We start from the raw sequence: 21,334 nt of genomic DNA on the forward strand, positions 1-21,334 counted from the left end.
GCGTCCGGGACACGAGGACTTCGCTACAACCCCGCCTTCGCAATCGCATCCGCAAAGGAGCGATCGACGATCTCGGCGGCATCGAGCTTCTGCTTGATCAGGCCCCAGCGGAAATAGAGGTCGATCGTGCCCTGCTCGTCCGCGACGACGCCGTCGTCGATCGGCGCGATGCGGATTTTTGCGCGCGAGAGCCAGTTCTGCGGCACGGCGACCGGGATGTTCATCAGCCTGCCCCAGGTCGCGGCATAGCTGTCGACATTGTTCAGCGACCATGCGCGCGCCGCGGTGAGGCGGCGGATGAAGTCGGTCAGCTCGGCGCGCTTGTCCCTGATCGCGTCAGGCCGCGCCACCTGGAAGCTGAGGCCCGGCGTCAGGCCTTCCGAGCTGATGATGCGCCGCGATCTGAACAGCACCTCCTCCTGGCTGACATAGGGCTCCCAGGTCGACCACGCATCGACCGAACCTTGCGTGTAGGCGATCTTGGCATCGGACGGCGCGAGGAACGCGATCTGCACGTCGCTCGCGCTCCAGCCGTTCTTCTCCAGCGCCGCGAGGATCAATTGATGGCCGATCGAGCCGCGGCCGGTTGCGATCTTCTTCCCGCGCAAATCGGCAAAGCTCCTGATCGGCGAATTCTCCGGCACGAGGATCGCGAGCCCCTCGCGCGTCTGCCGGATGGCGGCGATCGCCTTCACCGGCGCGCCCGAGGCGGCGGCGAAGGTGAAGGGCGCGTCGCCAACGAGCCCGGTCTCGATCGCGCCCGCGCTGAGCGCCTCCAGCAGCGGGGCTGCCGCCGGAAACTCCTTCCACTCGATCTTGTAAGGAACGTCCTTGAGCACGCCGGCCGCTTCCATCACGGCCTGCGAATTGCCCTTCTGGTCGCCGACGCGCAAAGTGGTTTGCGCTGCCGTCAGCTCGAACGAGCCGAACAGTAGCGCGCCGGCCAGCATGAGACGGATCATTCCGCGGCCTCGCCGCGCACGGCCTGGCGCCTGGCGACCAGCTCTCGCGTCAGCGGGATCAGCTCACGACCATACTCGATCGCGTCGATCAAGGGATCGAAGCCGCGGATCAGTAAATGGCTGATGCCGAGATCGTAATAATCGCCGAAGACTTCGGCGACCTGCTCGGGCGTGCCGACCAGCGCGGTGGTGTTGCTGTTGGCGCCGGTGAACTTTGCGATCTCGGTCCACAGCCGCTTGTCGATGCGGCTGCCTTGGTCGGCCAGCGCGAGCAGGCGCCGCGCGCCGGCAGTGGCGTGGCCGTCGGCGGGCTTGCGATAGCCGGTCCTGTCCTGCAGCGCGGTGGCGCGCGCCAGGATTTCCTCGGCCTTTTCCCAGGCCTGCTTCTCGGTGGGGGCAATGATCGGACGCACCGACAGGCTGAAGCGCGGCGTCGGCCGGCCCTGCCTGACAGCGGCGTTGTGGACGCGCGAGGTCACATCGCGCACCTGCGCGTAGGATTCACCCCACAGCGCAAACGTGTCGGCGTGCTTGCCGGCAACGTCGATGGCCGCATCCGAGGCGCCGCCGAAATAGACGCGGATGCCCTCGGGCCGATACGGCTTCACCTGCGAGAAGGCGTTCTCGACCTGATAGTACTTGCCCTTGTAGGTGAACGGCTTGTCGCTGGTCCATTCCAGCTTGAGGATATCGAGAAACTCGGAGGTGCGGGCGTAGCGCTCGTCCTTGTCGTCGAGCGTGTTGCCGTCCTGCCTGAGCTCGGTGGCATTGCCGCCAGTGATGACGTGGAGCGCAACCCTGCCGCGGGAAAACTGATCGAGCACGGCAAACTGCCGCGCCAGCAGCGTCGGGGCGGTGAATCCCGGCCGCTGCGCGATCAGCACGTTGAGGCGGGAGGTCACGTTGAGGACGTGCTGCGCCACCTGGAGCGCGTCGGGCGAGGTCGAATGAAACGCCAGCAGCGCGCGATCGAAGCCGGCATTCTCATGCGCCTTCGCCACCGTCTCGATGTGGGTGGGGTTGAGCACCGGTCCCTCACGGACAACGGTCTCCGACGAATTGTTGTTGCTGATGAAGCCGATGAACTCGATCGACATGATCGTCTCCCTGTTGATGTCCTAGAGGCCCAGTGCGGCGCGGCCGAGGCCGATGCGCGTGGAATCATCCTGCGGCGTGTGCACCCGACCGCACAGCACGTCGCGATAGTGCCGCTCCAGCGGATTGGCGCGGGACAGGCCGTGATTGCCGGTGAGGGACAGTGCATCCTCGACCACGGCGATCGCGTTGTTGGTGACGGTGAGCTTGATGACGTTGGATTCGCCGGCAGAGAGTCCAACGCCGTCGTCGAAATCGCCTGCAAAGGAGGCGATCAGCCGCGCGTTGACCGCGAGCCTGGCTTCGATGGCACCGAGGATCTCCTGTGCGCGAGCCAAGGTCGCGAGCGGCGCGCCGAGGCTGGCGGGCACGCGCTGCTTCAGGAACCTGATCAACCAGTCGCGCGCCGCGCGGGCAACACCGTCGTAGATCGCCGCGACGAAGACCGTGTGGATGGCGGCCTGTGCAACGTCGGGCGCACGCCAGTCCGCCGGCTTGCGCACGTCGACCTCGGCATCGAGGGGGATCACGACGTCGTCGAAGATGACGTCATGGCTGCCGCTCGCGCGCAGGCCGTGATGATCCCAGGTCTCGACGATGCGGGTGCCCGGCAGGCCCGCCGGCACCAGGAATTGCCCGACGCGCGGCTCGGCCTCATCCGTCCGCGCCCAGACCAGGTACCATTTCAGGATCGGCGAGCCCGTCGAATAGATCTTGTGGCCGGAGAGGCGCCAGCCGGTCTCGGTACGCCGCGCGACCGTCGCCGGCAGGCCGCCACGGGCGGGCGAGCCGAGCTCGGGCTCGACCCGCAGCGCGTTGACGAGCGCAATGCCCTCGACGCTCTCGCGCGCAAGCTTGCGCGAGTGCCGCACCGGCCAGGTCGGGCTGCGCGCCATGACGAGATGGTTGATGTAGTGCATCGACAGCACCAGCGCGGTCGACGGGTCGGTCTTGCCGATGATGCCGATGACGCGCGCGGTGTACCTTGCGCCCGCGCCTGCCCCGCCATGGACCGCCGGCACCGTCAGCGACAGCAAGTTCGCTTCGGACAGCTCGCGAAAATTCTCGAAGGGGAAGCTGCCGGTGCGGTCATGCTCGGCCGCGCGTGCCGCGAAACCTTCGGCCAGCGCTTCGGCACGCGCGATGTAGTCGGGCTCGCTATGGGCCGCGCGCCCCTTGGCTACGGATGTCACCATGTTGCGTCCAATCCCAGCAGGCCGAGGATCTGGCGGCGCAGATCGGCGAGATAAGGATCGCCGCGATGACGCGGATAGGGCCGGTCGACGCGGATGTCGGCCTTCACGCGTGCGGGACGATCGCTGAAGACGATGACGCGGTTGGCGAGCACGAGGGCTTCCTCGGCGTCATGGGTCACGAGCAGCGTGGTAAAACCCTTGCGCTGCCAGAGCGAGACCAGCTCGGCCTGCATGGTGATGCGGGTCAGCGAGTCGAGCTTTCCGAGCGGCTCGTCGAGAATCAGGATCTTGGGATCGTTGACCAATGCACGCGCCAGCGCGACACGCTGCGCCATGCCGCCGGAGAGCTGGTGCGGATAGGCGTTGCGGAACGACGCCAGTCCAACCAGATCGAGCGCGGCATCGACACGATGACGCTGGCTCTTGAGAATGCCCTGGGCCTCGAGGCCCAGGGCGACGTTGTCCCAGACCGACCGCCAGGGAAACAGCGTCGGATCCTGGAACACGACCACGCGCGAGGGATGTGGACTCCTGATGCGCTCCTCGTCCTCGCGCAATCGTCCAGCCCTGGGTTTGTCGAGGCCGGCGACGAGGCGCAGCAAGGTCGACTTGCCGCAGCCGGAGGGGCCGAGCAGCGCGACGAACTCGCCTGGCTCGACCGAGAGGCTGACGTCGCTGAGCACCGGCAACTCTGCGCCGTCGATGTCGAAGGCGTGGCTGACCTGCTCGATGTCGAGCGCGGCGCCGGCGGCCGGATGCGTGACCACTTCAGCCAAAGCTGCGGCTACCATTTCACAGTCCCCTTCTGCCAGACCAAGAGACGATCGCGGATCGCAAACAGCAGCGTGATCGCACCGGAGCAGAGCAGCGACATCACGATCAGCGCCGCATACATGTTGGCGTAGGCCGCCCAGCCCTGCGCCCATTGCAGGTACCAACCGAGCCCGGCCTTGACGCCGATCATCTCGGCGACGACGAGCACGGCGAAGGACGAGCCGAGCCCCATGAACAGTCCGACGAAGACGTGCGGCAGCGCGGCGGGGATCGCGACCTTCAGCACCAGGAAGGACGGCTTGGCACCGAGCGTGCGCGCGACGTCGTAATAGGCATTGCTGACGCTCGCGACACCCGACCAGGTCAGCACGGTGACGGGAAAGCCCGTTGCCAGCGCGATCAGGAAGGTCGAGGCGCTCCAGCTCGACGGGAAGGTGAAGAAGGCGATCGGCAGCCAGGCCGTTGCCGGCAGCGGGCCGATGAAGCGCAACACCGGATGCACCCAATAGCCGACCGCGCGCGACCAGCCGATCGAGACGCCGGTCAGGAAGCCGACCGTGGCGCCGATCAGATAGCCGCCGAGCTGAAGCTTGACCGAGGCGAAGACGCTATCGAGCAGCTTTGGCAAATCGTCGGTATAGACCTCGATGATCGACTGCGGCGGCGGGAAGAACGGCAGCGGCAGCCAGGCGAACTTTGCCGTCGCGACCTCCCACAGCGTCAGGAAGGCGCCGAGCGCGACCAGCCAGGGCGCGCGCTTGTGCAGGGCCCTGCCCGCCGATCCCAGATAATCGGCACCGATGGTGCCGAACAGCGCGATGGCCGCGATGACGAAGGCGGCGATGCCGAGCGAATGCGTGCGCGACCAGTCGCCGACATCCGCCCACCACAGGCAGGACAGGCCGAAGGCGATCCAGGCGATGCTGGCGAGCACACCGGCGCCGGATTCCTTCGCCCAGTTCGCCAGCAACGGCGCGCGCGAGAGGCGCGGCGCGCCGGAGGCAAGGCCGTCAGACAGCGAATACGTCGACATAGATGCGCTCCGCGAATTTGGCCGTGTCGGTGCTCGGCTTGAAGACCTGCACGCTCTTGAGATCGTCGGCATAGGCCTTGAGCTCGCGCTTCAGCACATCGCCGACGGGATGATGATGGTGGGTGTGGTAGCGCACCATGCCCTCGATATCGGCGAGCGTGGCCGCCTTCGGCGCGTAGGGCTGGAACGATTTTGCGGCGGCCGTCGCATTCTGCGAGCTGAACATCGCGGCATCGAGCAGCGCCTGTGTGATGGCGCGCGCGACCTGCGGCTCCTCCCGCACCAGGCTGCCGCGCAGGCCGAGGATGCAGCAGCTCTTTTCACGGAATTCACCGTCGAGATTGGAGGCGACCTCCTTATACTGGGTGTCCTTGAGCCAGAGATAGGCCAGCGGATCGGAGGACAGGAACGCCTGCACCTCGCCCTTCTCGACGGCGACGTTAAGGAGGTTGCCGGGATAGGCGCGCCAGTCGACGTCCTTGTTCGGATCGATACCGAGCTTTGCCAATTGGATTGAGAAGAAGTTCTTGTCGGGACCGGCGAGATCGCCGACCGCGACGATCTTGCCCTTGAGATCGGCGAGCTTGGCAACACCGGAATCGGCGCGCGACAGCACGCGCATGCAGCCGCCATGGGTGCCGGCGGCGATCTTGACGTCAAAGCCCTGCTCCAGCGGCTTCAGCCAGCGCAGCGCCATGCCGAGACCGGCATCGCTCTTTCCCGTCGCGATCGCCTCGAGCAGTTGATCAGTCGAGCCGGAATAGTTGACGAGCTCGACGTCGAGATTGTGCTTCTGGAAGAAGCCATGCTCGATGGCAACAGGCACCGGCGCGAGGCAGACGGCGCCGGCATTCCACGACAGTTTCAGCTTGCGCGGCGCGCCGGTGAGCGCGGGCGCATCGGACGCCGTCCGGCACAGCGGAAACTCCGAGAAATCGATGCCGGATGCGATGCCGCGCGGCGCAAAAGCCTGCGCGCCCAGCGCGCCGAGCGGCGCGGCGAAAGCTGCCGCAAGCCCCGCCTGGAGCAGATGGCGCCGGTCGAGCCCCCGTCCGCCGCGCTTGTCGTCGTTGTTCATCAGTCCCCACTCCTGCGCTGGCACGACTCCGCCCTTAGCGCAACGCTTCACGTTGCGCATGGTCCGTACGGAGCTGCGTTGAGAGAAAATTATTCCGCCGGCGTTTGTCGCGCCGCGTTGATGCGATACGCAAATCATGCGGCGCGCTCGCCGCATCGTCAATGAAATGGAATTTCGAATGTGATGCGAAGCAGGGTCATTCTCTCCATCAGCTCGCGCGGGAACGATGAAACGATTTTCGTGAATGCGGTTGCTCCCCGCGATCGCCACAAGCGCGCATCTGCTCAGATCCCGTGCATCTTTCTTCCGCAGGACCATCGTGTTCTCGCGCGCAAGGATTCAATGAAACGTCCTTGCCCGATGCGCGCGCAATACGGTTGGCCATTTCATTGACTGCACTTCGCTCGGTCATAGACTCGATCGTCTCGCTGCATCGCTCGCTCACGCGTCGTGAGCCAAAGTCACAAGCACGCAACAAGACAGGCTATATGAGCATCAACTCCCACGATCATTCCATCACCCGCCGGCTCGCCGCTTCGCTATTCGCCGCCGCCATCACGCTATCGGCGACTGCCGCGTCGTTTGCCGCGGACACCGTCGTGCTGCGCGTCGGCGACCAGAAGGGCGGCAACCGCTCGCTGCTCGAGATCTCCGGCTATGCGAAGGACCTGCCCTACAGAATCGAATGGTCGGAATTCCCCGCCGCGGCGCCGATCCTGGAAGCGCTCAACGCCGGCGCGCTCGACGTCGGCTACACCGGCGATCTCTCCTTCCTCTCGGTCTACGCCGCGGGCGCGCCGATCAAGGCGATCGGCGGCACCAGGTCGGATGCGAAGACGCAAGCCATCCTGGTGCGTCAGGACTCGCCGATCAAATCGGCCGCCGACCTTAGGGGTAAACGCCTCGCCGGCACGCGCGGCGGCTGGGGCCAGTTCCTGATCGACGCGACGCTGGAGAAGGCGCAGATCAAGCTCGAGGATGCGACCTTCGCGCCGCTCGGCCCCGTCGATGCCAAGATCGCGCTGGTCGCCGGCTCGATCGACGCCTGGGCGGTGTGGGAGCCTTACGTGTCGTTCGCGACGCTGAAGGACAAGGCGCGGGTGATCGCCGACGGCGAGGGCCTGACGCCGACCATCACCTTCATCGTCGCCTCCGACAACGCCATCGCCACCAAGCGCGCGGTGGTGCAGGACCTGGTGCAGCGGCTGAACAAAGCACGGCTGTGGTCGCTGGATCACGTTTCCGAATATGCCAGGAACACCGCCGAGCTGACCAAATTGCCGGAAGACGTGCTGCTGTCAGCCTACACAGCGCAACGTACCAGCCCGATCGTAATCGACGAGAACGTGGTGAAGGAGGTGCAGGAAGCCTCCGATCGCTCGACGCGTTACGGCATCCTGCCCAAGAAGCTCGACGTCAGCAAAGCCGTCGACCGCAGCTTCACGGCTGCGGCGGCGGGATCGAATTAACTTCCAGCGGATGACACTTGACACCCCAACAAAGGTGCGCTCCCTCCCCCCTTGTGGGGGAGGGAGCGGAGAGAGCGCTGCTGTTGTCCGAACTCAATTCGACTTCAATCCTTCGCGCTCAGAATGGAGACGGCCTCGCCTCAAGGCCGGCCGGCTGCATCTCGCCGCGATCGTGCTCACGCATTTCGCCTGCATGAGCCTGATCGTGTGGCTCTCGCTGTAGCTTCGCGCGATCACCAGTATCCGCGATAATAAGGCCGGTAGTACGCGCGCGGCCGGTAATAGCCATAGCGGTAGCCGTAGTACGGACGGGGACGGTAATAGGAACGATATCCATAACCGTAACCCGGACCATAGGCGTAACCCGGTCCATAGCCGCCATAATAGGCGGGCGCATAACCATAGCCATAGCCGCCGTAATACGGACCGCCGCCGTAATAGCCGTAGCCATAAGGCGCGCTGCTGGCGATGGCGCTGCCGATGATCGCGCCGGCGAGGAGGCCACCTCCGCCCCATCCCCAGCCACGACCGCGCCAATGCACCTGCGCGACATCGTCACCGACAGCGGCCTTCATGGTCGCGACGTTTGTCGGCAGCGGTGCCGCTGCCGCCTGTTGAATTTGGCCGGCGATGACCACGCCGGCGACCGAACAAGCAATTGCCGTTTTCCAGATCCTCATCGACTTGCTCCCTGTCTGACGTCTTGCTTGGAAAAGGATCGCAGCGGCATGATCGGGCATCTTTGCGCCAAGTCAAAGCCCGGATTTTCAAGCCCGGATTTGCGTGCGGCGCACAAGCCTCGTCCAAGCCTCGTCCAAGCCTCGTCCAAGCCTCGTCCATGCCTCGCTGCGAGCCGGCTGCCGGCATGCGAGGCGAACCAACGTGCCCCGCTCTGCCCGACGTGACACCGGGGCGATGCCGGAGCCCCGCGGCCAAGGCAAAGCATTAAGCTTCTCGCCTGCGCAACCAACAACCTACTTCACGATTGACTATTCGTACCGTTACTATCGGTTCCAATGGCGCGAGGCTTCTCGCGACAAATAGCCTCGGCCTGCGCCGGGCGTGAGTGGGGAGGACGACATGAGTGCCGCGAGACCCGAGCCGCTTGCCCGTCAGGCGCTGGCGTTCGTCCTGGCCGGCGGACGTGGCAGCCGGCTCCTGGAACTGACCGACCGCCGCGCCAAGCCAGCCGTCTATTTCGGCGGCAAGTCCCGCATCATCGATTTCGCGCTGTCGAATGCCGTCAATTCGGGCATCCGCCGCATCGCAGTCGCCACCCAATACAAGGCGCACAGCCTGATCCGGCACCTTCAGATGGGCTGGAACTTCTTTCGCCCGGAGCGAAACGAGAGCTTCGACATCCTCCCCGCGAGCCAGCGCGTCTCCGAGAACATGTGGTATGTCGGCACGGCGGATGCGGTCTACCAGAACATCGACATCATCGAATCCCACGCCTGCCGCTTTATCGTGGTGCTGGCCGGCGACCACATCTACAAGATGGACTACGAGGTGATGCTGCGCCAGCACGTCGACAGCGGCGCCGACGTCACGGTCGGTTGCCTGGAGATGCCGCGGACGGAATCTTCGGGCTTCGGCATCATGCATATCGACGAGAACGGCTGGATTCAGGAGTTCCTGGAGAAGCCGAAGGATCCGCCGCCGATGCCGGGCAAGCCGGACGTCTCGCTCGCCAGCATGGGCATCTACGTGTTCGACGCGAAATTCCTGTTCGAGGAGCTCAAGCGCGACGCCGAGGACCCGAACTCGAACCACGATTTCGGCAAGGACATCATTCCCTACCTCGTCAAGAACGGCCGCGCGATGGCGCACCAATATTCCACCTCCTGCGTGCGTTCCGGCAGCGACCCCCGCGCCTATTGGCGCGACGTCGGCACGGTCGATGCCTATTGGGCCGCCAATATCGACCTCACTGACGTCGTGCCCGAGCTCGACCTGTTCGACAGCTCCTGGCCGATCTGGTCTTATGCGGAGATCACGCCGCCGGCGAAATTCGTTCATGACGAGGAGAGCCGGCGCGGCCAGGCCGTGAGCTCGCTGGTCTCGGGCGGCTGCATCATCTCCGGCGCCTCGCTGCGCCGATCGCTGCTGTTCACCGGCGTGCGCATCAACTCCTACGCCAATGTCGAGAACGCCGTGATCATGCCCTATGTCAGTGTCGGCCGCGGCGCTCGCCTGAAGAACGTCGTGATCGACCGCGGCGTCGAGATTCCGGAAGGACTCGTGATCGGCGAGGACCCGGCGTTCGATGCCAAGCGCTTCCGCACCACCGAGCAGGGGATTTCGCTCGTCACTCAGCCGATGATCGACAGGCTCAATACATGAGGCCTGTTCGCGTCCTCGCGGTCGCTTCTGAAGTCTATCCCATCGTCAAGACCGGCGGCCTCGCGGATGTCGCCGGCGCGCTGCCGATTGCGCTGAAGGCGCATGGCGTCGAGATGCGCACCTTGATGCCGGGTTATCCCGACGTGACGCGGATCGTATCGAACGCAGAGGAAATCCGGAGCTGGCCGGATTATTTCGGCGGACCGGGCCGGCTGCTCGCGGGCTCCCACGACGGGCTCGACCTGTTCGTGCTCGACGTGCCACATCTCTATGCGCGGCCGGGCAATCCCTATGTCACCACAGAGGGTGTCGACTGGCCGGACAATGGCGTGCGCTTCGCGGCACTGTCGCGCATCGCCGCCGATATCGGCCACGGCCTCGTCCCCGCCTTCGTACCCGATGTCGTGCACGCCCATGACTGGCAGGCCGGGCTCGCGCCGGCCTATCTGCACTATGACAATCGCCCGCGACCCGGCACCGTGATGACCATCCATAACATGGCCTATCAGGGCAAGTTCGCTCCCGAGCTGATCGGTGCGATCGGCCTGCCCTGGCACGCGTTCAACGTCAATGAGATCGAATATTTCGGCGGCATCAGCTTTTTGAAGGCGGGCCTGCAATTCGCCGATCGCATCACGACGGTGTCGCCGACCTACGCACAGGAGATCCAGAGCGACGAAGGCGGCATGGGATTCGGTGGCCTGTTGCGTGCACGCGCAAACGTGCTGAGCGGCATCCTCAACGGCATCGACGTCTCGGTGTGGAATCCGCAGGACGATCCGCACATCGCCTACCGCTACGGCGCGGAGGACCTCACCTTCCGGGCCGCGAACAAGGCGGTGCTTCAGCAGCAGTTCAATCTCGACTCCTCCGACGAAGCGCCGCTGCTCGGCGTCATCAGCCGGCTGTCCTGGCAGAAGGGGCTCGATCTGCTGCTCGAGGCCATTCCGACCATTCTGGCCGAAGGCATGCAGCTCGCGCTGCTCGGCAGCGGCGACCGCGATCTCCAGGATCGCTATCAGGCCGCGGCCCGCGCCAATCCCGGACGGATCGGCGTCGTGATCGGCTATGACGAGATCCTGGCGCACCTGCTCCAGGCCGGCTCGGACGCGCTGATCGTGCCCTCGCGCTTCGAGCCGTGCGGCCTGACCCAGCTCTGCGCGCTACGCTACGGCGCCGTCCCGATCGTCTCACGCGTCGGCGGGCTCGAGGACACCATCGTCGACATCGGAGAGGCCGACGCCGCCGACCGCGATGCCACCGGCTTCAAGTTCGCACCCGTGACGGCGGAGGCCCTTGCCGGCAGCTTACGCAAGGCCAACACCGCCTTCCACGACAAGCCGACCTGGCGCCAACTGCAACGACACGGCCTTGCGACCGACGTCTCCTGGCGCAACCGCGCCGGCGACTATGCCGCGCTCTATCGTGGGCTCACGGCGGAGCGTGCCTGAGGCGCAAAACTATCGTATGTAGAAAACCACCCTGCGGCGCATCCTTCGAGACGCCCGCTTTCGCGAGCTCCTCAGGATGAGGGTGGAGTACACGGCAACGAAGTCGGCAGCACCGGCGCTGCTTAGCCTCATCCTGAGGAGGCGCGTAAGCGCCGTCTCGAAGGACGAGGCGCGCGCGCAGACTGCCGCCTGGATGGCCGCTCCGGAAGCATGACCGTCGTCGAATCCATGCTATAGAGCCGGCATGGACCCGTTCGTGATCAAGCTGATCGGCTTTGCCGCCGCAACCTGCACCACCGTGGCCTACGCGCCGCAAGCCATCAAGGTGTGGAAGACCCGCTCCACCGGAGACATCTCGCTCGGCATGTTCCTGGTCATGGTGCTGGGCCTCGCGCTCTGGCTGATCTACGGCCTGCTCTCGGGCGATGCGCCGCTGGTCGCCGCCAACGCCATCACCATGCTGCTCGCCGGCGGCATTTTGTTCATGAAGCTGAAATACGGATGAGGTCGCGGGATGCCGTAGGGCGGATTAGCCGAAGGCGTAATCCGCCACCTTAATGCCGCACGACGGCGGATTACGCCGGCGGACTGCGCTTCGCGCAGCCGCGGGCTAATCCGCCCTACGAATTCATCCAAACACATACGACGCCATCGCCACGCCTGCGACCTCGTCGACGAAGACGCGCTTGCCGATATCGCTGCCGGCGGCGCCGGCGGCCACCATCAGCGGCAGCAGATGGTCCTCGCGCGGATGCGCCAGACGCGCGCTCGGTGCATTCTCCCAATCCACCAGCATCGCGTTGCGGCGGGCCGGATCCGGGTTGCTGATCGCCTCGTTCAGATAGGCCTCGAAGTCATACGAGACCGGCTTGGACTCGGGCCGGTTGAAGCCACGCATGTTGTGATAGGTCAGCCCGCTGCCGACGATCAGGATGCCTTCATCGCGGAGCGAGGCAATCGCCTCGCCGACCCTGATGTGCTCGGCCGCATCGTAAGCAGACTTCAGCGACAGCAGCACGATCGGCATGTCGGCGTTCGGATACATCAGGCCGAGCGGCACGAAGGTGCCGTGATCAAAACCCTGGTTGGGATCTTCCCGGCATTCCAGGCCGGCCCGCGTGAGCAGCGCCTTCACCTCGGTCGCCAGTTCGGGCCGGCCCGGCGCCGGATATTTGAGATGATAGGTATGCTCGGGGAAACCGTAATAGTCGTACACCATCGGCGGCTGCGCCGAGGTCGAGACGGTGAAGGCATCGGCCTCCCAATGGCCAGTGATGACGAGCACGGCCTTTGGTCTCTCCGGGAGAAGCTGCGGCAACCGGCCGAACTCTTCGGCGGTTCTGGCATATTGCACCCGCCGGTCCTCCATGAAGGGCCAGGGGCCGCCGCCATGCGACAGGAACAGGGTCGGAAATCGCGTCATGGGGCTTCGTCTCATCGGCACTCTGCGCGTGCCCGCGCGTCCGGCGGCGAGCATAGGCAAACCGGCATGGTTAGCAAGTCGTTAACGATTTGCCGCCCAAAATCCCCGGCGTGGCCGAAGCAGTCGGCCTGAAGACAAGTGAGACGTGAGATGAAGAAGTTTGCGCTGGGGGACGTCGTCAACAGTGACAAGGGCCGCCGCGGCATCGTTCGCGCCGCCTTCAAGTCGCGCGAAGGCCAGCAGTTCTATGCCGTCGAGAAGGACGGCGCGATGGACTATCTGGAGGAAGGCCGGCTGACGCCCGCGCCCCGCGTCGAGCTCGCCGCTTAAGTCCAGCTCATTTCTTGCTCTCGCCTGCGATACGGTCGAGACGCTCCGACCAGGGGTCGTCTCCGCTCGCGATGTGATCGTTCGCGATCAGCAGCAGGCGATCGCGGCCAGCGACGGAATCCCAATGCGGCAGACCGGGACCGTTGGGATCGCCGCTTCTGGCGAAGTTGATCCAATAGGACCGCATGCGGCTTGCGACCTCGCGATCAGCCCGCGAGAAGATGCCCGCTCCCGGCACGCCTTCTGCACCGAAGATGAACTGCAGCTCGCGCCCATGCCCAGGCCCAGGATTGGCGCGACGCGCCTCGGGCACATAGGCGAAGCGATAGCGAAAGGTCGCCGCGCCGCTTGCGGCATGCAGGCGCGCCAGCAGTCTTGCGGGCTCGGAAAAGACCTTGTCGGTGTAGAATCGTGCCGCAACATCCGAAGGCTTAACAAGAGAAGGCTTGGCGAGAGAAGGCTTGGCGAGATCAGGATAGAGCTTGCGCAGCTCATCGCTTGTGAGGCCTGACGCTGCAAGCTCCTCCTTGACATCGAACTCGCCGTCGAAACCCGTCTCGTCGTCGTTCGAGCCGATGATCAGGGGAATGCGGCTTTGGTGTCCGGCCGCAAAGCCTGCCGCGATATCCTCGGTCACCAGAGCTCCGTCCATCATCGGCGCGAAGCCGTACCGCGATTGCTCCAGCAGACGGCTTTCGGCGGCAAGCAGGCGTCGCGGTCCGGCGGCACGCAAATCCGCCTGCGGTCCGAGCGCCGCCACGAACTGCCGGCCCATCGCCTGCGCATCCTGCGCCGAGCGCAGGGGCGCGCGAGCGGGCACCGATTGCAGAATGGCCTTCTGGAACAGATCGCGCGACTGCGCGGACAGCATCAGAAGCGCGATCGATGTCGCGCCTGAATCGCTGCCGAACAAGGTGACATTGTGCGGATCACCGCCGAAGGCGGCGATGTTGTCATGAACCCAATGCAGCGCGGCGATCTGGTCCATCAGGCCGTAATTGCCGGAGCCGCCGTCCGTCAGCGCAGGATCAGTGAGCCAGCCGAGCACGCCAAGGCGATAATTTGCGGTGACCACGATGAGGCCGGCCTGCGCCAGCCTGGCACCGTCGAACAGCCGCTCATTCGCGGTGCCGCCGATGAAGCCGCCGCCATGGATGAACATCATCACCGGCAGCGGGCCGTCGACCCCGAAGGGACGGAACACGTTCAGCGTCAGGCAATCCTCGCCCGCATCAGGCAAGGACGGCTGAAGGCACGGCGCGCCGTAATCGTAGGCGGTGTGCATCTCCGAACTTTCGGGCGTCGGCTGCGGCGGTCGCCACCGCAGTGCGCCGACCGGCGGCGCCGCATAGGCCAGTCCCTTGAACGAGGCCACCTCACCCTCGACGGCGCCGAGAATCTGTCCTTCACGCGTCAGCGCGAACGGAAACTGTCCGACCGGCTGCGCCACGGCCGAGCCAGCGCAACACAGGACAATGGAGGCCGCAAGAAGCGCGAGCAGGGATCGCATCTTCGGTGCATCTCGATGCGCGGAACGGTTTCCTGCAGGTTACGTCCGCGGCCGTCGGCGGAGCAAGCCTGCCGGCTCACACTAACCGCGCTTTGCGAGAATCGCCGCCAGTGCGTGCCGCGCGACGATGCCGAGCTCGCCGAGCGTGGAGTGCCCGGCCCGCGCGGCTTCGATCAGGCGTTCGGCGATGAACCTGCGGCTGTCGTGATCGCCGCCATGCGGCAATTGCCTACACGTCTCCTCCAGGACGACGTCCATGTTCGCTTTGGTCCGCTCACTCAACTCTGTCATGACGCCCGGCCGGTACGCGTGGCTTGTAACCGCAAGCATACACAGGCGGATCGGGCATGATTAGCCCGGGCAATCACGGCCATTGTGCATCGCGGTGCGTGTAGTGCCGCAACATTCACGCGCCACGGTGACGCCGCAAACGCCTACCGAAGATTGCACTTGCTGTGATGACAAGCCGTGCATGTGGCGATAGCCTGCCGGCAAAACAAAACATACGGGAGGATGTCATGCCTGATGCGATGGTTGCCACACGTGCCTCCGATGAGCGCGGAACCGCTCAGCAGGTCGATGTCGCCGTGGTCGGCGCCGGCTTTGCCGGCCTCTATCTCCTTCATCGCCTGCGCAAGGCCGGCCTCTCGGCGGTCGGGCTCGAAGAGGCCGGCGACGTCGGCGGCACCTGGTACTGGAACCGCTATCCGGGCGCGCGCTGCGACATCCAGACCATCGACTACAGCTACACCTTCGATCCGGAGCTCGAGACGGCCTGGACCTGGTCGGAGAAATACGCCACCCAGCCCGAAATCCTGCGTTATCTCGGCTTCGTCGCCGACCGCTACGATCTCAGGGGCGACATCCGCTTCAGGACCAAGGTCACCGAAGCCAAGTGGGACGAGAAGGCCGAGCGCTGGCAGCTGACCACGGACAATGGCCCACCTGTCTCCTGCCGCCACTACATCATGGCCACCGGCTGCCTCTCGGCGCCGAAGCCGCCGGAGATCGACGGCGTCAAGGATTTCAAGGGTGAGGTCTATTTCACCGGACGCTGGCCGCATGGCGGCGTCAATCTCGCGGGAAAACGCGTCGCCGTGATCGGCACCGGCTCGTCCGCCATCCAGTCGATCCCGCTGATCGCCGAGCAGGCCGCGCATCTGACCGTGTTCCAGCGCACGCCGAACTTCGCACTGCCTGCGCATAACGGCCCGGCGCCATCGGACCGCATGAGCCTGCTGCAGTCCGATCGCCCGGCCTATCGCGAGCAGGCGCGCCAGTCGATGGCGGGCGTGCCCTATCCGCAGCAGACGGTCGTGAGCTGGCAATTGAGCGATGCCGAGCGTCGCGAGCGATTCGAACGTGCCTGGGCCGCCGGCGACCTCGTCCACATCCTGACCCAGCTCTGGGCCGATCAGGCCGTCGACGTCGACGGCAACAAGATCGTCCAGGACCTGATCCGCGAGAAGATCCGGGCGGCGGTCAAGGACCCCGAGACAGCGGCGGCGCTCACGCCGCACGATCATCCCTTCGGCGCAAAGCGTCCCTGCCTCGACACCAATTATTACGCCACTTACAACCGGCCGAACGTCACGCTGGTCAATCTGCGCCAGGAGCCGATCAAGGCGATCACGGCGAGTGGCATCTCCACGAACGGCCGCAGCGTCGACGTCGAAATCATCGTATTCGCGACCGGGTTCGACGCCATGACCGGCGCGATCCGCGCCGTGCATCCGATCACCGGGCGCGGCGGCAAGTCGCTGACAGATGTCTGGGCGCAGGGGCCGCAGACCTATCTCGGGCTCACCGTCGAAGGCTTTCCCAACTTCTTCATGATCACCGGGCCCGGCAGCCCGTCGGTGCTGTCGAACATGGCGGTGTCGATCGAGCAGCATGTCGACTGGGTGGTCGACCGGCTCGCCGCATTGCGCGATGCCGGCTTCACCACGATCGAGCCGACCGAGACGGCGCAGGCCGGCTGGGGCCGGCACATGGCGGACTGCTCGATGGTGACGCTGCATCGGCTCGCCAACACCTGGTACACGGGCGCCAACGTCCCCGGCAAGGTGCAGGGCCTGATGCCCTATACCGGCGGCGTCGGCCCCTATCGCAGCATCTGCGACGAGGTGGTCAGCCGCGGCATGCTCGGTTTCAAGCTCACCGGCCCTGGCGGTGCAGAGCAATGCAATGACGGCGAGGTGGTGCGGCTGCAGCCGGATGTGCGGCTGGTGCTGAACCTGCTCGCATCGCTGAACCTGCCGCAGATCGAGTCGATGGGCGCGCTCGGCGCGCGCGAGTTCGTGAACGAGTTCAACAAGGGCCGTCCCGCCGGGCGGCCGATCGGCGATATCGTCGATGGCACCCTCCCCGTCACCGATGGCGCGCTGCCATACCGCGTCTACAAGCCGGCAACGCCGGGACCGCATCCGGTCGTGGTCTATTTCCACGGCGGCGGCTGGGTGCTCGGCGACGAGCAGTCGGACGAGCCGTTCTGCCGCGACATGGTGCGGCGGACCGGCATGATGTTCGTCAGCGTCGGCTATCGTCACGCGCCGGAGCATCGCTTCCCGACCGCTGCCGAAGACGGCTATGCGGCCACGCGCTGGATCGCCGAGCACGCCACTGAGCTCGGCGGCAAGCCGGGCCCGGTGCTGGTTGCGGGCTGGAGCGCCGGCGGCAACATCGCCGCCGTCACCTGCCAGCTCGCACGCGACCGCGGCGGGCCGGAGATCGCCGGTCAGCTCCTGATCTGCCCGGTCACCGACTGCACCTTCGATCGCCCGTCCTATAACGACAATGCGACCGGCTACTTCCTGACGCGCTCGCTGATGTACTGGTTCTGGGACCTCTACTGCTCGCCGGCGGACCGCACCGATCCGCGCGCCTCGCCACTCCGCGGCAAGGTCGAAAGGCTGCCGCCGGCCTTCGTGACGACCTGCGAGTTCGATCCGCTGCGCGACGAAGGCATCGCTTATGCCGAGGCGATGGCGGCCGCAGGCGTCCCGGTCGAGCAGCTCAAGGCGCACGGCCATTTCCACTCGTCCTTCACCATGGTCGATGTGGTGATCACGGGCGTCTCGGGCCGGGTGCAGATGGCGGAAGCCTTGCGGCGCTTCGCCGGGCTGCCGCCGGAGGTCAGCCGCGGTGACGAGCACTGCCACGGGCTAGCCAGCCCGGGGCAGAGAATCGCGGCGGCGGCGAGCTGATCATGACATCGCGGCCGGGAACCTTTTCCCGGCTGCTGCGTTGTGGCGTCGAGATGCAGCGACAGGTATGGGCCCCGGTACGCAAATCCGCGTGCTGGGGTGTTTTTTGCGTGAGGTGGGACGATGGGGGACGCGGTTGCGGAGTCAAAGGTCGATTTCGGTGCGCTTGCGGCCCTGCATAAATGGCCGTCGCTCGCAAACCAGCGCCGGCCGGACCGGGAATCATACCCGATAACGGAAGGCACTCTGGACGAGTGCATCTCGGCGTTCATGGGGAAGCCGGCCACGACCCGGCATCTCTATGAGATCCGGACAGCGGCACAGCCGCCGCTCGTGACCGGCATCCTCTCGCCCGAACACGTCATCGAGCTCTCGCGCTGGAGAGAATTTCTCTGACGGCGCGTCACATGCAGGCGCGTAGGAACTTTCTGCCGGTTCTTCCCGTTAGGGGAGATCGGAAGTCAAGGCGTGAGTGCCTCACATGCTTGCAGCTGGCGTACTACCCCCGGTCGTGCCCTATGGCGCAGACAAGACCCTGTTCGTGGTGATCGACCGCCTCGACCAGGCGACTGAGATTCGCATCGAGCGGAGCGATCTCGAAGCCACGATCGGCGAGTTCGTCGCCGGCTGCTTCAACGACCCCATCAAGGTGATTTCGTTCAACACGCTCGAACATTGGATGAAGGACATCTCGACCGACGTCGCCGGCGCGATAAAGGCACGCTGCGACATCTATGGCATAGAGCTGCCCGACTATCTCAGCGACTTCGTCGAGAGCCATAGCTGAGGACACATCCACCTCATCGATTGCCTCGGCTCGCAGGAACAAAAAAAGCGCCGCTTCCGCGGCGCTTTTCGTGCGGCAACATTTTCAGTCGAGCATGATCTCTTCGGACAACCGCTTCGCGCTTCGCGCGAACGCGGCCCTCCGGGTCCGGATCATGCTTTAGTGGTGCCAGAACAATGCCAGCAGCAGAACGATCGGCAGCGGCACGCCAAGCAACCAAAGCAAAGCACCTCGTCCAAAACCCATGACGTCCTCCTCTTCAATCACTGTCATGACGCAGGAAAAAGGAAGAAGTTCCGCGCCTCTCAGCGAGGGCGAATGCGTTCAGCGCATGGATGCGGGAGTTAAGCGCGGCGGTGCTTGCCGGCGATGACCTCGATCTCGCGGCGGCGCTCGCCCGCGAAGGTCAGTAGCCTTTCGATCGTCAGCGTATCCGTGATCCGTTTGGCGAGCCGCTCGGCGCGCGCAGCCTGATCTTCGAGATACTGGATCGTGTTCAAGCGCCGCCTCCCCAGAAGACCCCGAACCTGGAGCCCCGACTTGTTGGACACCCATGGTGCGACAGAGCGGCTAACAGCCGGTTAAGTGCGGGGATCGACGGGCCGGGCCTCATTGCACGACGTCGAGCCGGACATTGGTGATGCCCCTGTCGACCATGCCGAGCGCCTCGGCCGCGGAAGGCGAGACGTCGACCACGCGTCCGCGGATATAGGGACCGCGGTCGTTGACCCTGACGGTCACGAAGCGGCCGGAGGAAACGTCGGTGACGCGCAGCTTGGTGCCGAATGGCAGGGTCGGATGGGCCGCGGTCAATTCGTTCTTGTCGAACTTCTCGCCGCTCGCAGTCTCCGTATCCGAATAGAAGCTGGCAACGCCGTGCGAGGCCGCTTGCTTTGCATCGCCATCGGGAATGCGCACCCGGCTGATCGGCCTTGGATGCAGCGCCGCCACCCGGTGCGGCCGCTCGACCGCGGCCTGCCGGCCGGTGGCCGCGAGATCGGCCTTCTGGCGGCCGACCGGCGATTGTGCGCAGGCGGCGAGCGAGGCGGCCCCGACGATGGCCAGCAGCAGCTGGCTCGAGGTTGCCAGTGAAATCCGGGCAGTTTCGGCACGTGCAATGCAAGACATGATGCGCCCTCCGAACTGCCCGGAATTTCGGTGGGCAATGAGGGCAGAACCTTGTCGGAACAAAAGCGGGCGTGGGGCCGCCGCCGTTTCGCGTCAGCTGTGACGATTCGACCACAGTGACGCGTCCTGAATCGGGACAGCCCGCCGCTGGCGGGCCCTCAGGATGAGGACGGAGTGTGCGGCAGCAGTCTTGACGGGCACCGATGCCGCTTAGCCTCATCCTGATGAGGAGACCGCGAAGCGCGTCGTCTCGAAGGACGAGGCGCGCGCTCAGCTGGCGGAAATGCCATATGCGATTGCCCTGACGGTGGCCGGCTCCAGCTCAGGCCGGAGGCGGGATCGCGCGCAGGACGTCCCTGAATATACCGAACTGGAGTTGAAACGCTTTCGGGCTGTAGTCCTGATAGTAACCCGCAGTCACTGCGACGACGAGATCGAGTTCCGGCACGATGCGGATCGACTGCCCGCCGCGCCCCAGCGCGCCGACCCAGGCGACCTTCCGGTCATTGAGGCGCGCTTGGCCGCGCCACCACAGATATCCGTAGGATTGATCGTCCGTCGCCTTGATCTTCTCCGCCGTCGAAGCCTCGATCCATGCCTTGGAAACGATCTGGCGGTCGTTCCAGCGACCGCCCGCAAGCACGAGTTGGCCGATCTTGGCCATGTCGCGCGGCCGCAGGCGCAATCCTCCTCCGGCATCGGTATCCCCCCTGTACCGGCCCCACGCCGTGCCGGTGATACCCAGAGGTTCGAACAAATTCTCGCGCGCAAATTCGTCGAGGGGACGTCCAGTCGCCTTGCGGATGATGGCCGACACAAGCGTGAGCGCGCCGGTGTTGTAGAAGAACTCCTGCCCTGCCGCGGCGGTCACGGGAAGACCGAGAACGTAGCGACACGGATCCCATGCCATATGCATCCGCGTCTCGTCATTGTCGTCGTCTCCCGTCGCGGGTGTCGCCTCGACCCACTTCAGGCCCATCGACATGGTGAGCACATGCGCCAGCCGGATGCGGTCCTTTTCGGGAGAACGCAAGTCGGACAGCTCGGGGAAGAAGCTGAAGATCGGCTCGTTGACGCCGCGTATCAGCCCGCGATCGATCGCAATCCCGACGACGAGAGATGCAACGCTCTTCGAAACAGACTTCATGTTGTGCAACGTATCGGCATCGAAGGCGATGGTTTCGACCCGGCGGCCGTAGATGTAGCCGGGTATCTCGTCGGCGCCCTTGAAGTAACGTTCGAACGCCAGCTTGCCGTCGCGGGCGACCAGAACTGCATGAATGTTGGCATCGCTTGATGCGAGCCGATCCCCCATCCTGCACAGCACGTCGCGGTTGACGAGCCCATCGTCGTTGACGGAGCCGGCAGGCCAGCCATCATCTCGCGCAAGCGGAACACCGCAGCCGCCAGATGGCTCCGCAGATACTGGCGGAGCGGAGAGCGGCGCCAGCGCGGCTGCCCCGAGAAGTGAAATGAACCGGCGGCGTCTCATCCAGGCTTCTCCTCATGTCCTTTGCGAGGCGGGGCAAATATCGACACGAGTCTCGCC

Annotated in this window: 21 protein-coding genes; 8 read left to right on the plus strand and 13 right to left on the minus strand. The window is 65.2% G+C overall.

Annotation, left to right across the window (positions count from 1 at the left end; all coding sequences use genetic code 11):
• Nucleotides 1-23: 23 nt before the first annotated feature.
• From XH81_RS32085 to XH81_RS32110, 6 genes are read right to left on the minus strand one after another with little or no spacing between them, the layout of a single operon-like run.
• Entirely contained in the window at nt 24-962 is a 939-nt protein-coding gene (locus XH81_RS32085; RefSeq protein WP_028145400.1) for an ABC transporter substrate-binding protein, read from the minus strand.
• The gene (locus tag XH81_RS32090) at nt 959-2,059 is read right to left on the minus strand and encodes an LLM class flavin-dependent oxidoreductase (protein WP_028145401.1); all 1,101 of its coding nucleotides are present in this window, start codon (nt 2,057-2,059) and stop codon (nt 959-961) included. The genes XH81_RS32085 and XH81_RS32090 overlap by 4 nt, the downstream gene beginning before the upstream one ends.
• 21 nt (nt 2,060-2,080) lie before the next feature.
• Entirely contained in the window at nt 2,081-3,253 is a 1,173-nt protein-coding gene (locus XH81_RS32095) for an acyl-CoA dehydrogenase family protein (RefSeq protein ID WP_028145402.1), read from the minus strand.
• Entirely contained in the window at nt 3,247-4,044 is a 798-nt protein-coding gene (locus XH81_RS32100; protein ID WP_271596742.1) for an ABC transporter ATP-binding protein, read from the minus strand. The genes XH81_RS32095 and XH81_RS32100 overlap by 7 nt, the downstream gene beginning before the upstream one ends.
• Nucleotides 4,038-5,060, minus strand: a complete 1,023-nt coding sequence (locus tag XH81_RS32105) for an ABC transporter permease (protein ID WP_028145404.1) — start codon at nt 5,058-5,060, stop codon at nt 4,038-4,040. The genes XH81_RS32100 and XH81_RS32105 overlap by 7 nt, the downstream gene beginning before the upstream one ends.
• Complete coding sequence (locus tag XH81_RS32110) at nt 5,038-6,138, minus strand: ABC transporter substrate-binding protein (protein ID WP_028145405.1); 1,101 nt, start codon at nt 6,136-6,138, stop codon at nt 5,038-5,040. The genes XH81_RS32105 and XH81_RS32110 overlap by 23 nt, the downstream gene beginning before the upstream one ends.
• Nucleotides 6,139-6,626: 488 nt before the next feature.
• On the opposite strand from XH81_RS32110, the gene XH81_RS32115 reads away from it, so the two are divergent.
• Nucleotides 6,627-7,607, plus strand: coding sequence for an ABC transporter substrate-binding protein (locus tag XH81_RS32115; protein WP_028145406.1), 981 nt, complete (start codon nt 6,627-6,629; stop codon nt 7,605-7,607).
• Between the two features lie 233 nt (nt 7,608-7,840).
• Here XH81_RS32115 and XH81_RS32120 read toward each other — a convergent pair whose 3' ends face one another.
• A complete protein-coding gene (locus XH81_RS32120) occupies nt 7,841-8,287 on the minus strand; it encodes a hypothetical protein (protein ID WP_028145407.1) in 447 nt (148 codons plus the stop codon).
• A gap of 400 nt (nt 8,288-8,687) precedes the next feature.
• Here XH81_RS32120 and glgC point away from each other — a divergent pair, with 400 nt between their 5' ends.
• The 3 genes from glgC to XH81_RS32135 all read left to right on the plus strand — a co-directional run bounded on the left by glgC (nt 8,688) and on the right by XH81_RS32135 (nt 11,906).
• Entirely contained in the window at nt 8,688-9,950 is a 1,263-nt protein-coding gene (gene glgC, locus XH81_RS32125; protein WP_028145408.1) for a glucose-1-phosphate adenylyltransferase, read from the plus strand.
• Nucleotides 9,947-11,401, plus strand: coding sequence for a glycogen synthase GlgA (gene glgA / locus XH81_RS32130; protein ID WP_028145409.1), 1,455 nt, complete (start codon nt 9,947-9,949; stop codon nt 11,399-11,401). The genes glgC and glgA overlap by 4 nt, the downstream gene beginning before the upstream one ends.
• A gap of 244 nt (nt 11,402-11,645) precedes the next feature.
• Entirely contained in the window at nt 11,646-11,906 is a 261-nt protein-coding gene (locus tag XH81_RS32135) for a SemiSWEET transporter (protein WP_028145410.1), read from the plus strand.
• A 123-nt stretch (nt 11,907-12,029) separates the two neighbouring features.
• Here the strand turns inward: XH81_RS32135 and XH81_RS32140 are convergent, their stop codons facing one another.
• On the minus strand, nt 12,030-12,824 hold the full coding sequence (locus XH81_RS32140; RefSeq protein ID WP_028145411.1) for a DODA-type extradiol aromatic ring-opening family dioxygenase: 795 nt from the start codon (nt 12,822-12,824) through the stop codon (nt 12,030-12,032).
• Nucleotides 12,825-12,974: 150 nt separating this feature from the next.
• On the opposite strand from XH81_RS32140, the gene XH81_RS32145 reads away from it, so the two are divergent.
• On the plus strand, nt 12,975-13,154 hold the full coding sequence (locus tag XH81_RS32145; RefSeq protein WP_028145412.1) for a hypothetical protein: 180 nt from the start codon (nt 12,975-12,977) through the stop codon (nt 13,152-13,154).
• A 7-nt stretch (nt 13,155-13,161) separates the two neighbouring features.
• On the opposite strand, the gene XH81_RS32150 is transcribed toward XH81_RS32145, so the two are convergent.
• The gene (locus XH81_RS32150) at nt 13,162-14,664 is read right to left on the minus strand and encodes a carboxylesterase/lipase family protein (protein WP_271596743.1); all 1,503 of its coding nucleotides are present in this window, start codon (nt 14,662-14,664) and stop codon (nt 13,162-13,164) included.
• A gap of 81 nt (nt 14,665-14,745) precedes the next feature.
• A complete protein-coding gene (locus XH81_RS32155) occupies nt 14,746-14,994 on the minus strand; it encodes a hypothetical protein (RefSeq protein ID WP_028145414.1) in 249 nt (82 codons plus the stop codon).
• 188 nt (nt 14,995-15,182) lie between these two features.
• On the opposite strand from XH81_RS32155, the gene XH81_RS32160 reads away from it, so the two are divergent.
• From XH81_RS32160 to XH81_RS32170, 3 genes are all read left to right on the plus strand, one after another.
• Nucleotides 15,183-17,870 (plus strand): flavin-containing monooxygenase, encoded by a 2,688-nt coding sequence (locus XH81_RS32160; RefSeq protein ID WP_028145415.1) that lies wholly within the window; start codon nt 15,183-15,185, stop codon nt 17,868-17,870.
• 123 nt (nt 17,871-17,993) lie between these two features.
• Nucleotides 17,994-18,266, plus strand: a complete 273-nt coding sequence (locus XH81_RS32165; RefSeq protein WP_028145416.1) for a hypothetical protein — start codon at nt 17,994-17,996, stop codon at nt 18,264-18,266.
• Nucleotides 18,267-18,351: 85 nt separating this feature from the next.
• Entirely contained in the window at nt 18,352-18,657 is a 306-nt protein-coding gene (locus XH81_RS32170) for a hypothetical protein (RefSeq protein ID WP_028145417.1), read from the plus strand.
• Nucleotides 18,658-19,001: 344 nt separating this feature from the next.
• On the opposite strand, the gene XH81_RS32175 is transcribed toward XH81_RS32170, so the two are convergent.
• The 3 genes from XH81_RS32175 to XH81_RS32185 all read right to left on the minus strand — a co-directional run bounded on the left by XH81_RS32175 (nt 19,002) and on the right by XH81_RS32185 (nt 21,277).
• A complete protein-coding gene (locus XH81_RS32175) occupies nt 19,002-19,157 on the minus strand; it encodes a hypothetical protein (RefSeq protein ID WP_018319756.1) in 156 nt (51 codons plus the stop codon).
• Between the two features lie 109 nt (nt 19,158-19,266).
• Nucleotides 19,267-19,785, minus strand: coding sequence for a septal ring lytic transglycosylase RlpA family protein (locus XH81_RS32180; RefSeq protein ID WP_271596744.1), 519 nt, complete (start codon nt 19,783-19,785; stop codon nt 19,267-19,269).
• A gap of 322 nt (nt 19,786-20,107) precedes the next feature.
• A complete protein-coding gene (locus XH81_RS32185) occupies nt 20,108-21,277 on the minus strand; it encodes a serine hydrolase domain-containing protein (RefSeq protein WP_028145419.1) in 1,170 nt (389 codons plus the stop codon).
• Nucleotides 21,278-21,334 lie beyond the last annotated feature (57 nt).

Source organism: Bradyrhizobium sp. CCBAU 25360 (genome assembly GCF_028128695.1).
GTDB lineage: Bacteria > Pseudomonadota > Alphaproteobacteria > Rhizobiales > Xanthobacteraceae > Bradyrhizobium > Bradyrhizobium ottawaense.

What these genes read in the sequence shown, in the direction of transcription:
- XH81_RS32135 (WP_028145410.1), top strand. Translation starts at nt 11,646, where the DNA reads ATGGACCCGTTCGTGATCAAGCTGATCGGCTTTGCCGCCGCAACCTGC.
- XH81_RS32155 (WP_028145414.1), bottom strand. Translation starts at nt 14,994, where the DNA reads ATGCTTGCGGTTACAAGCCACGCGTACCGGCCGGGCGTCATGACAGAG.
- XH81_RS32185 (WP_028145419.1), bottom strand. Translation starts at nt 21,277, where the DNA reads ATGAGACGCCGCCGGTTCATTTCACTTCTCGGGGCAGCCGCGCTGGCG.
- XH81_RS32095 (WP_028145402.1), bottom strand. Translation starts at nt 3,253, where the DNA reads ATGGTGACATCCGTAGCCAAGGGGCGCGCGGCCCATAGCGAGCCCGAC.
- XH81_RS32115 (WP_028145406.1), top strand. Translation starts at nt 6,627, where the DNA reads ATGAGCATCAACTCCCACGATCATTCCATCACCCGCCGGCTCGCCGCT.
- XH81_RS32085 (WP_028145400.1), bottom strand. Translation starts at nt 962, where the DNA reads ATGATCCGTCTCATGCTGGCCGGCGCGCTACTGTTCGGCTCGTTCGAG.
- XH81_RS32140 (WP_028145411.1), bottom strand. Translation starts at nt 12,824, where the DNA reads ATGACGCGATTTCCGACCCTGTTCCTGTCGCATGGCGGCGGCCCCTGG.
- XH81_RS32170 (WP_028145417.1), top strand. Translation starts at nt 18,352, where the DNA reads ATGCTTGCAGCTGGCGTACTACCCCCGGTCGTGCCCTATGGCGCAGAC.
- XH81_RS32150 (WP_271596743.1), bottom strand. Translation starts at nt 14,664, where the DNA reads ATGCGATCCCTGCTCGCGCTTCTTGCGGCCTCCATTGTCCTGTGTTGC.
- XH81_RS32090 (WP_028145401.1), bottom strand. Translation starts at nt 2,059, where the DNA reads ATGTCGATCGAGTTCATCGGCTTCATCAGCAACAACAATTCGTCGGAG.
- XH81_RS32100 (WP_271596742.1), bottom strand. Translation starts at nt 4,044, where the DNA reads ATGGTAGCCGCAGCTTTGGCTGAAGTGGTCACGCATCCGGCCGCCGGC.
- glgC (WP_028145408.1), top strand. Translation starts at nt 8,688, where the DNA reads ATGAGTGCCGCGAGACCCGAGCCGCTTGCCCGTCAGGCGCTGGCGTTC.
- XH81_RS32180 (WP_271596744.1), bottom strand. Translation starts at nt 19,785, where the DNA reads ATGTCTTGCATTGCACGTGCCGAAACTGCCCGGATTTCACTGGCAACC.
- XH81_RS32110 (WP_028145405.1), bottom strand. Translation starts at nt 6,138, where the DNA reads ATGAACAACGACGACAAGCGCGGCGGACGGGGGCTCGACCGGCGCCAT.
- glgA (WP_028145409.1), top strand. Translation starts at nt 9,947, where the DNA reads ATGAGGCCTGTTCGCGTCCTCGCGGTCGCTTCTGAAGTCTATCCCATC.
- XH81_RS32145 (WP_028145412.1), top strand. Translation starts at nt 12,975, where the DNA reads ATGAAGAAGTTTGCGCTGGGGGACGTCGTCAACAGTGACAAGGGCCGC.
- XH81_RS32160 (WP_028145415.1), top strand. Translation starts at nt 15,183, where the DNA reads ATGCCTGATGCGATGGTTGCCACACGTGCCTCCGATGAGCGCGGAACC.
- XH81_RS32120 (WP_028145407.1), bottom strand. Translation starts at nt 8,287, where the DNA reads ATGAGGATCTGGAAAACGGCAATTGCTTGTTCGGTCGCCGGCGTGGTC.
- XH81_RS32165 (WP_028145416.1), top strand. Translation starts at nt 17,994, where the DNA reads ATGGGGGACGCGGTTGCGGAGTCAAAGGTCGATTTCGGTGCGCTTGCG.
- XH81_RS32105 (WP_028145404.1), bottom strand. Translation starts at nt 5,060, where the DNA reads ATGTCGACGTATTCGCTGTCTGACGGCCTTGCCTCCGGCGCGCCGCGC.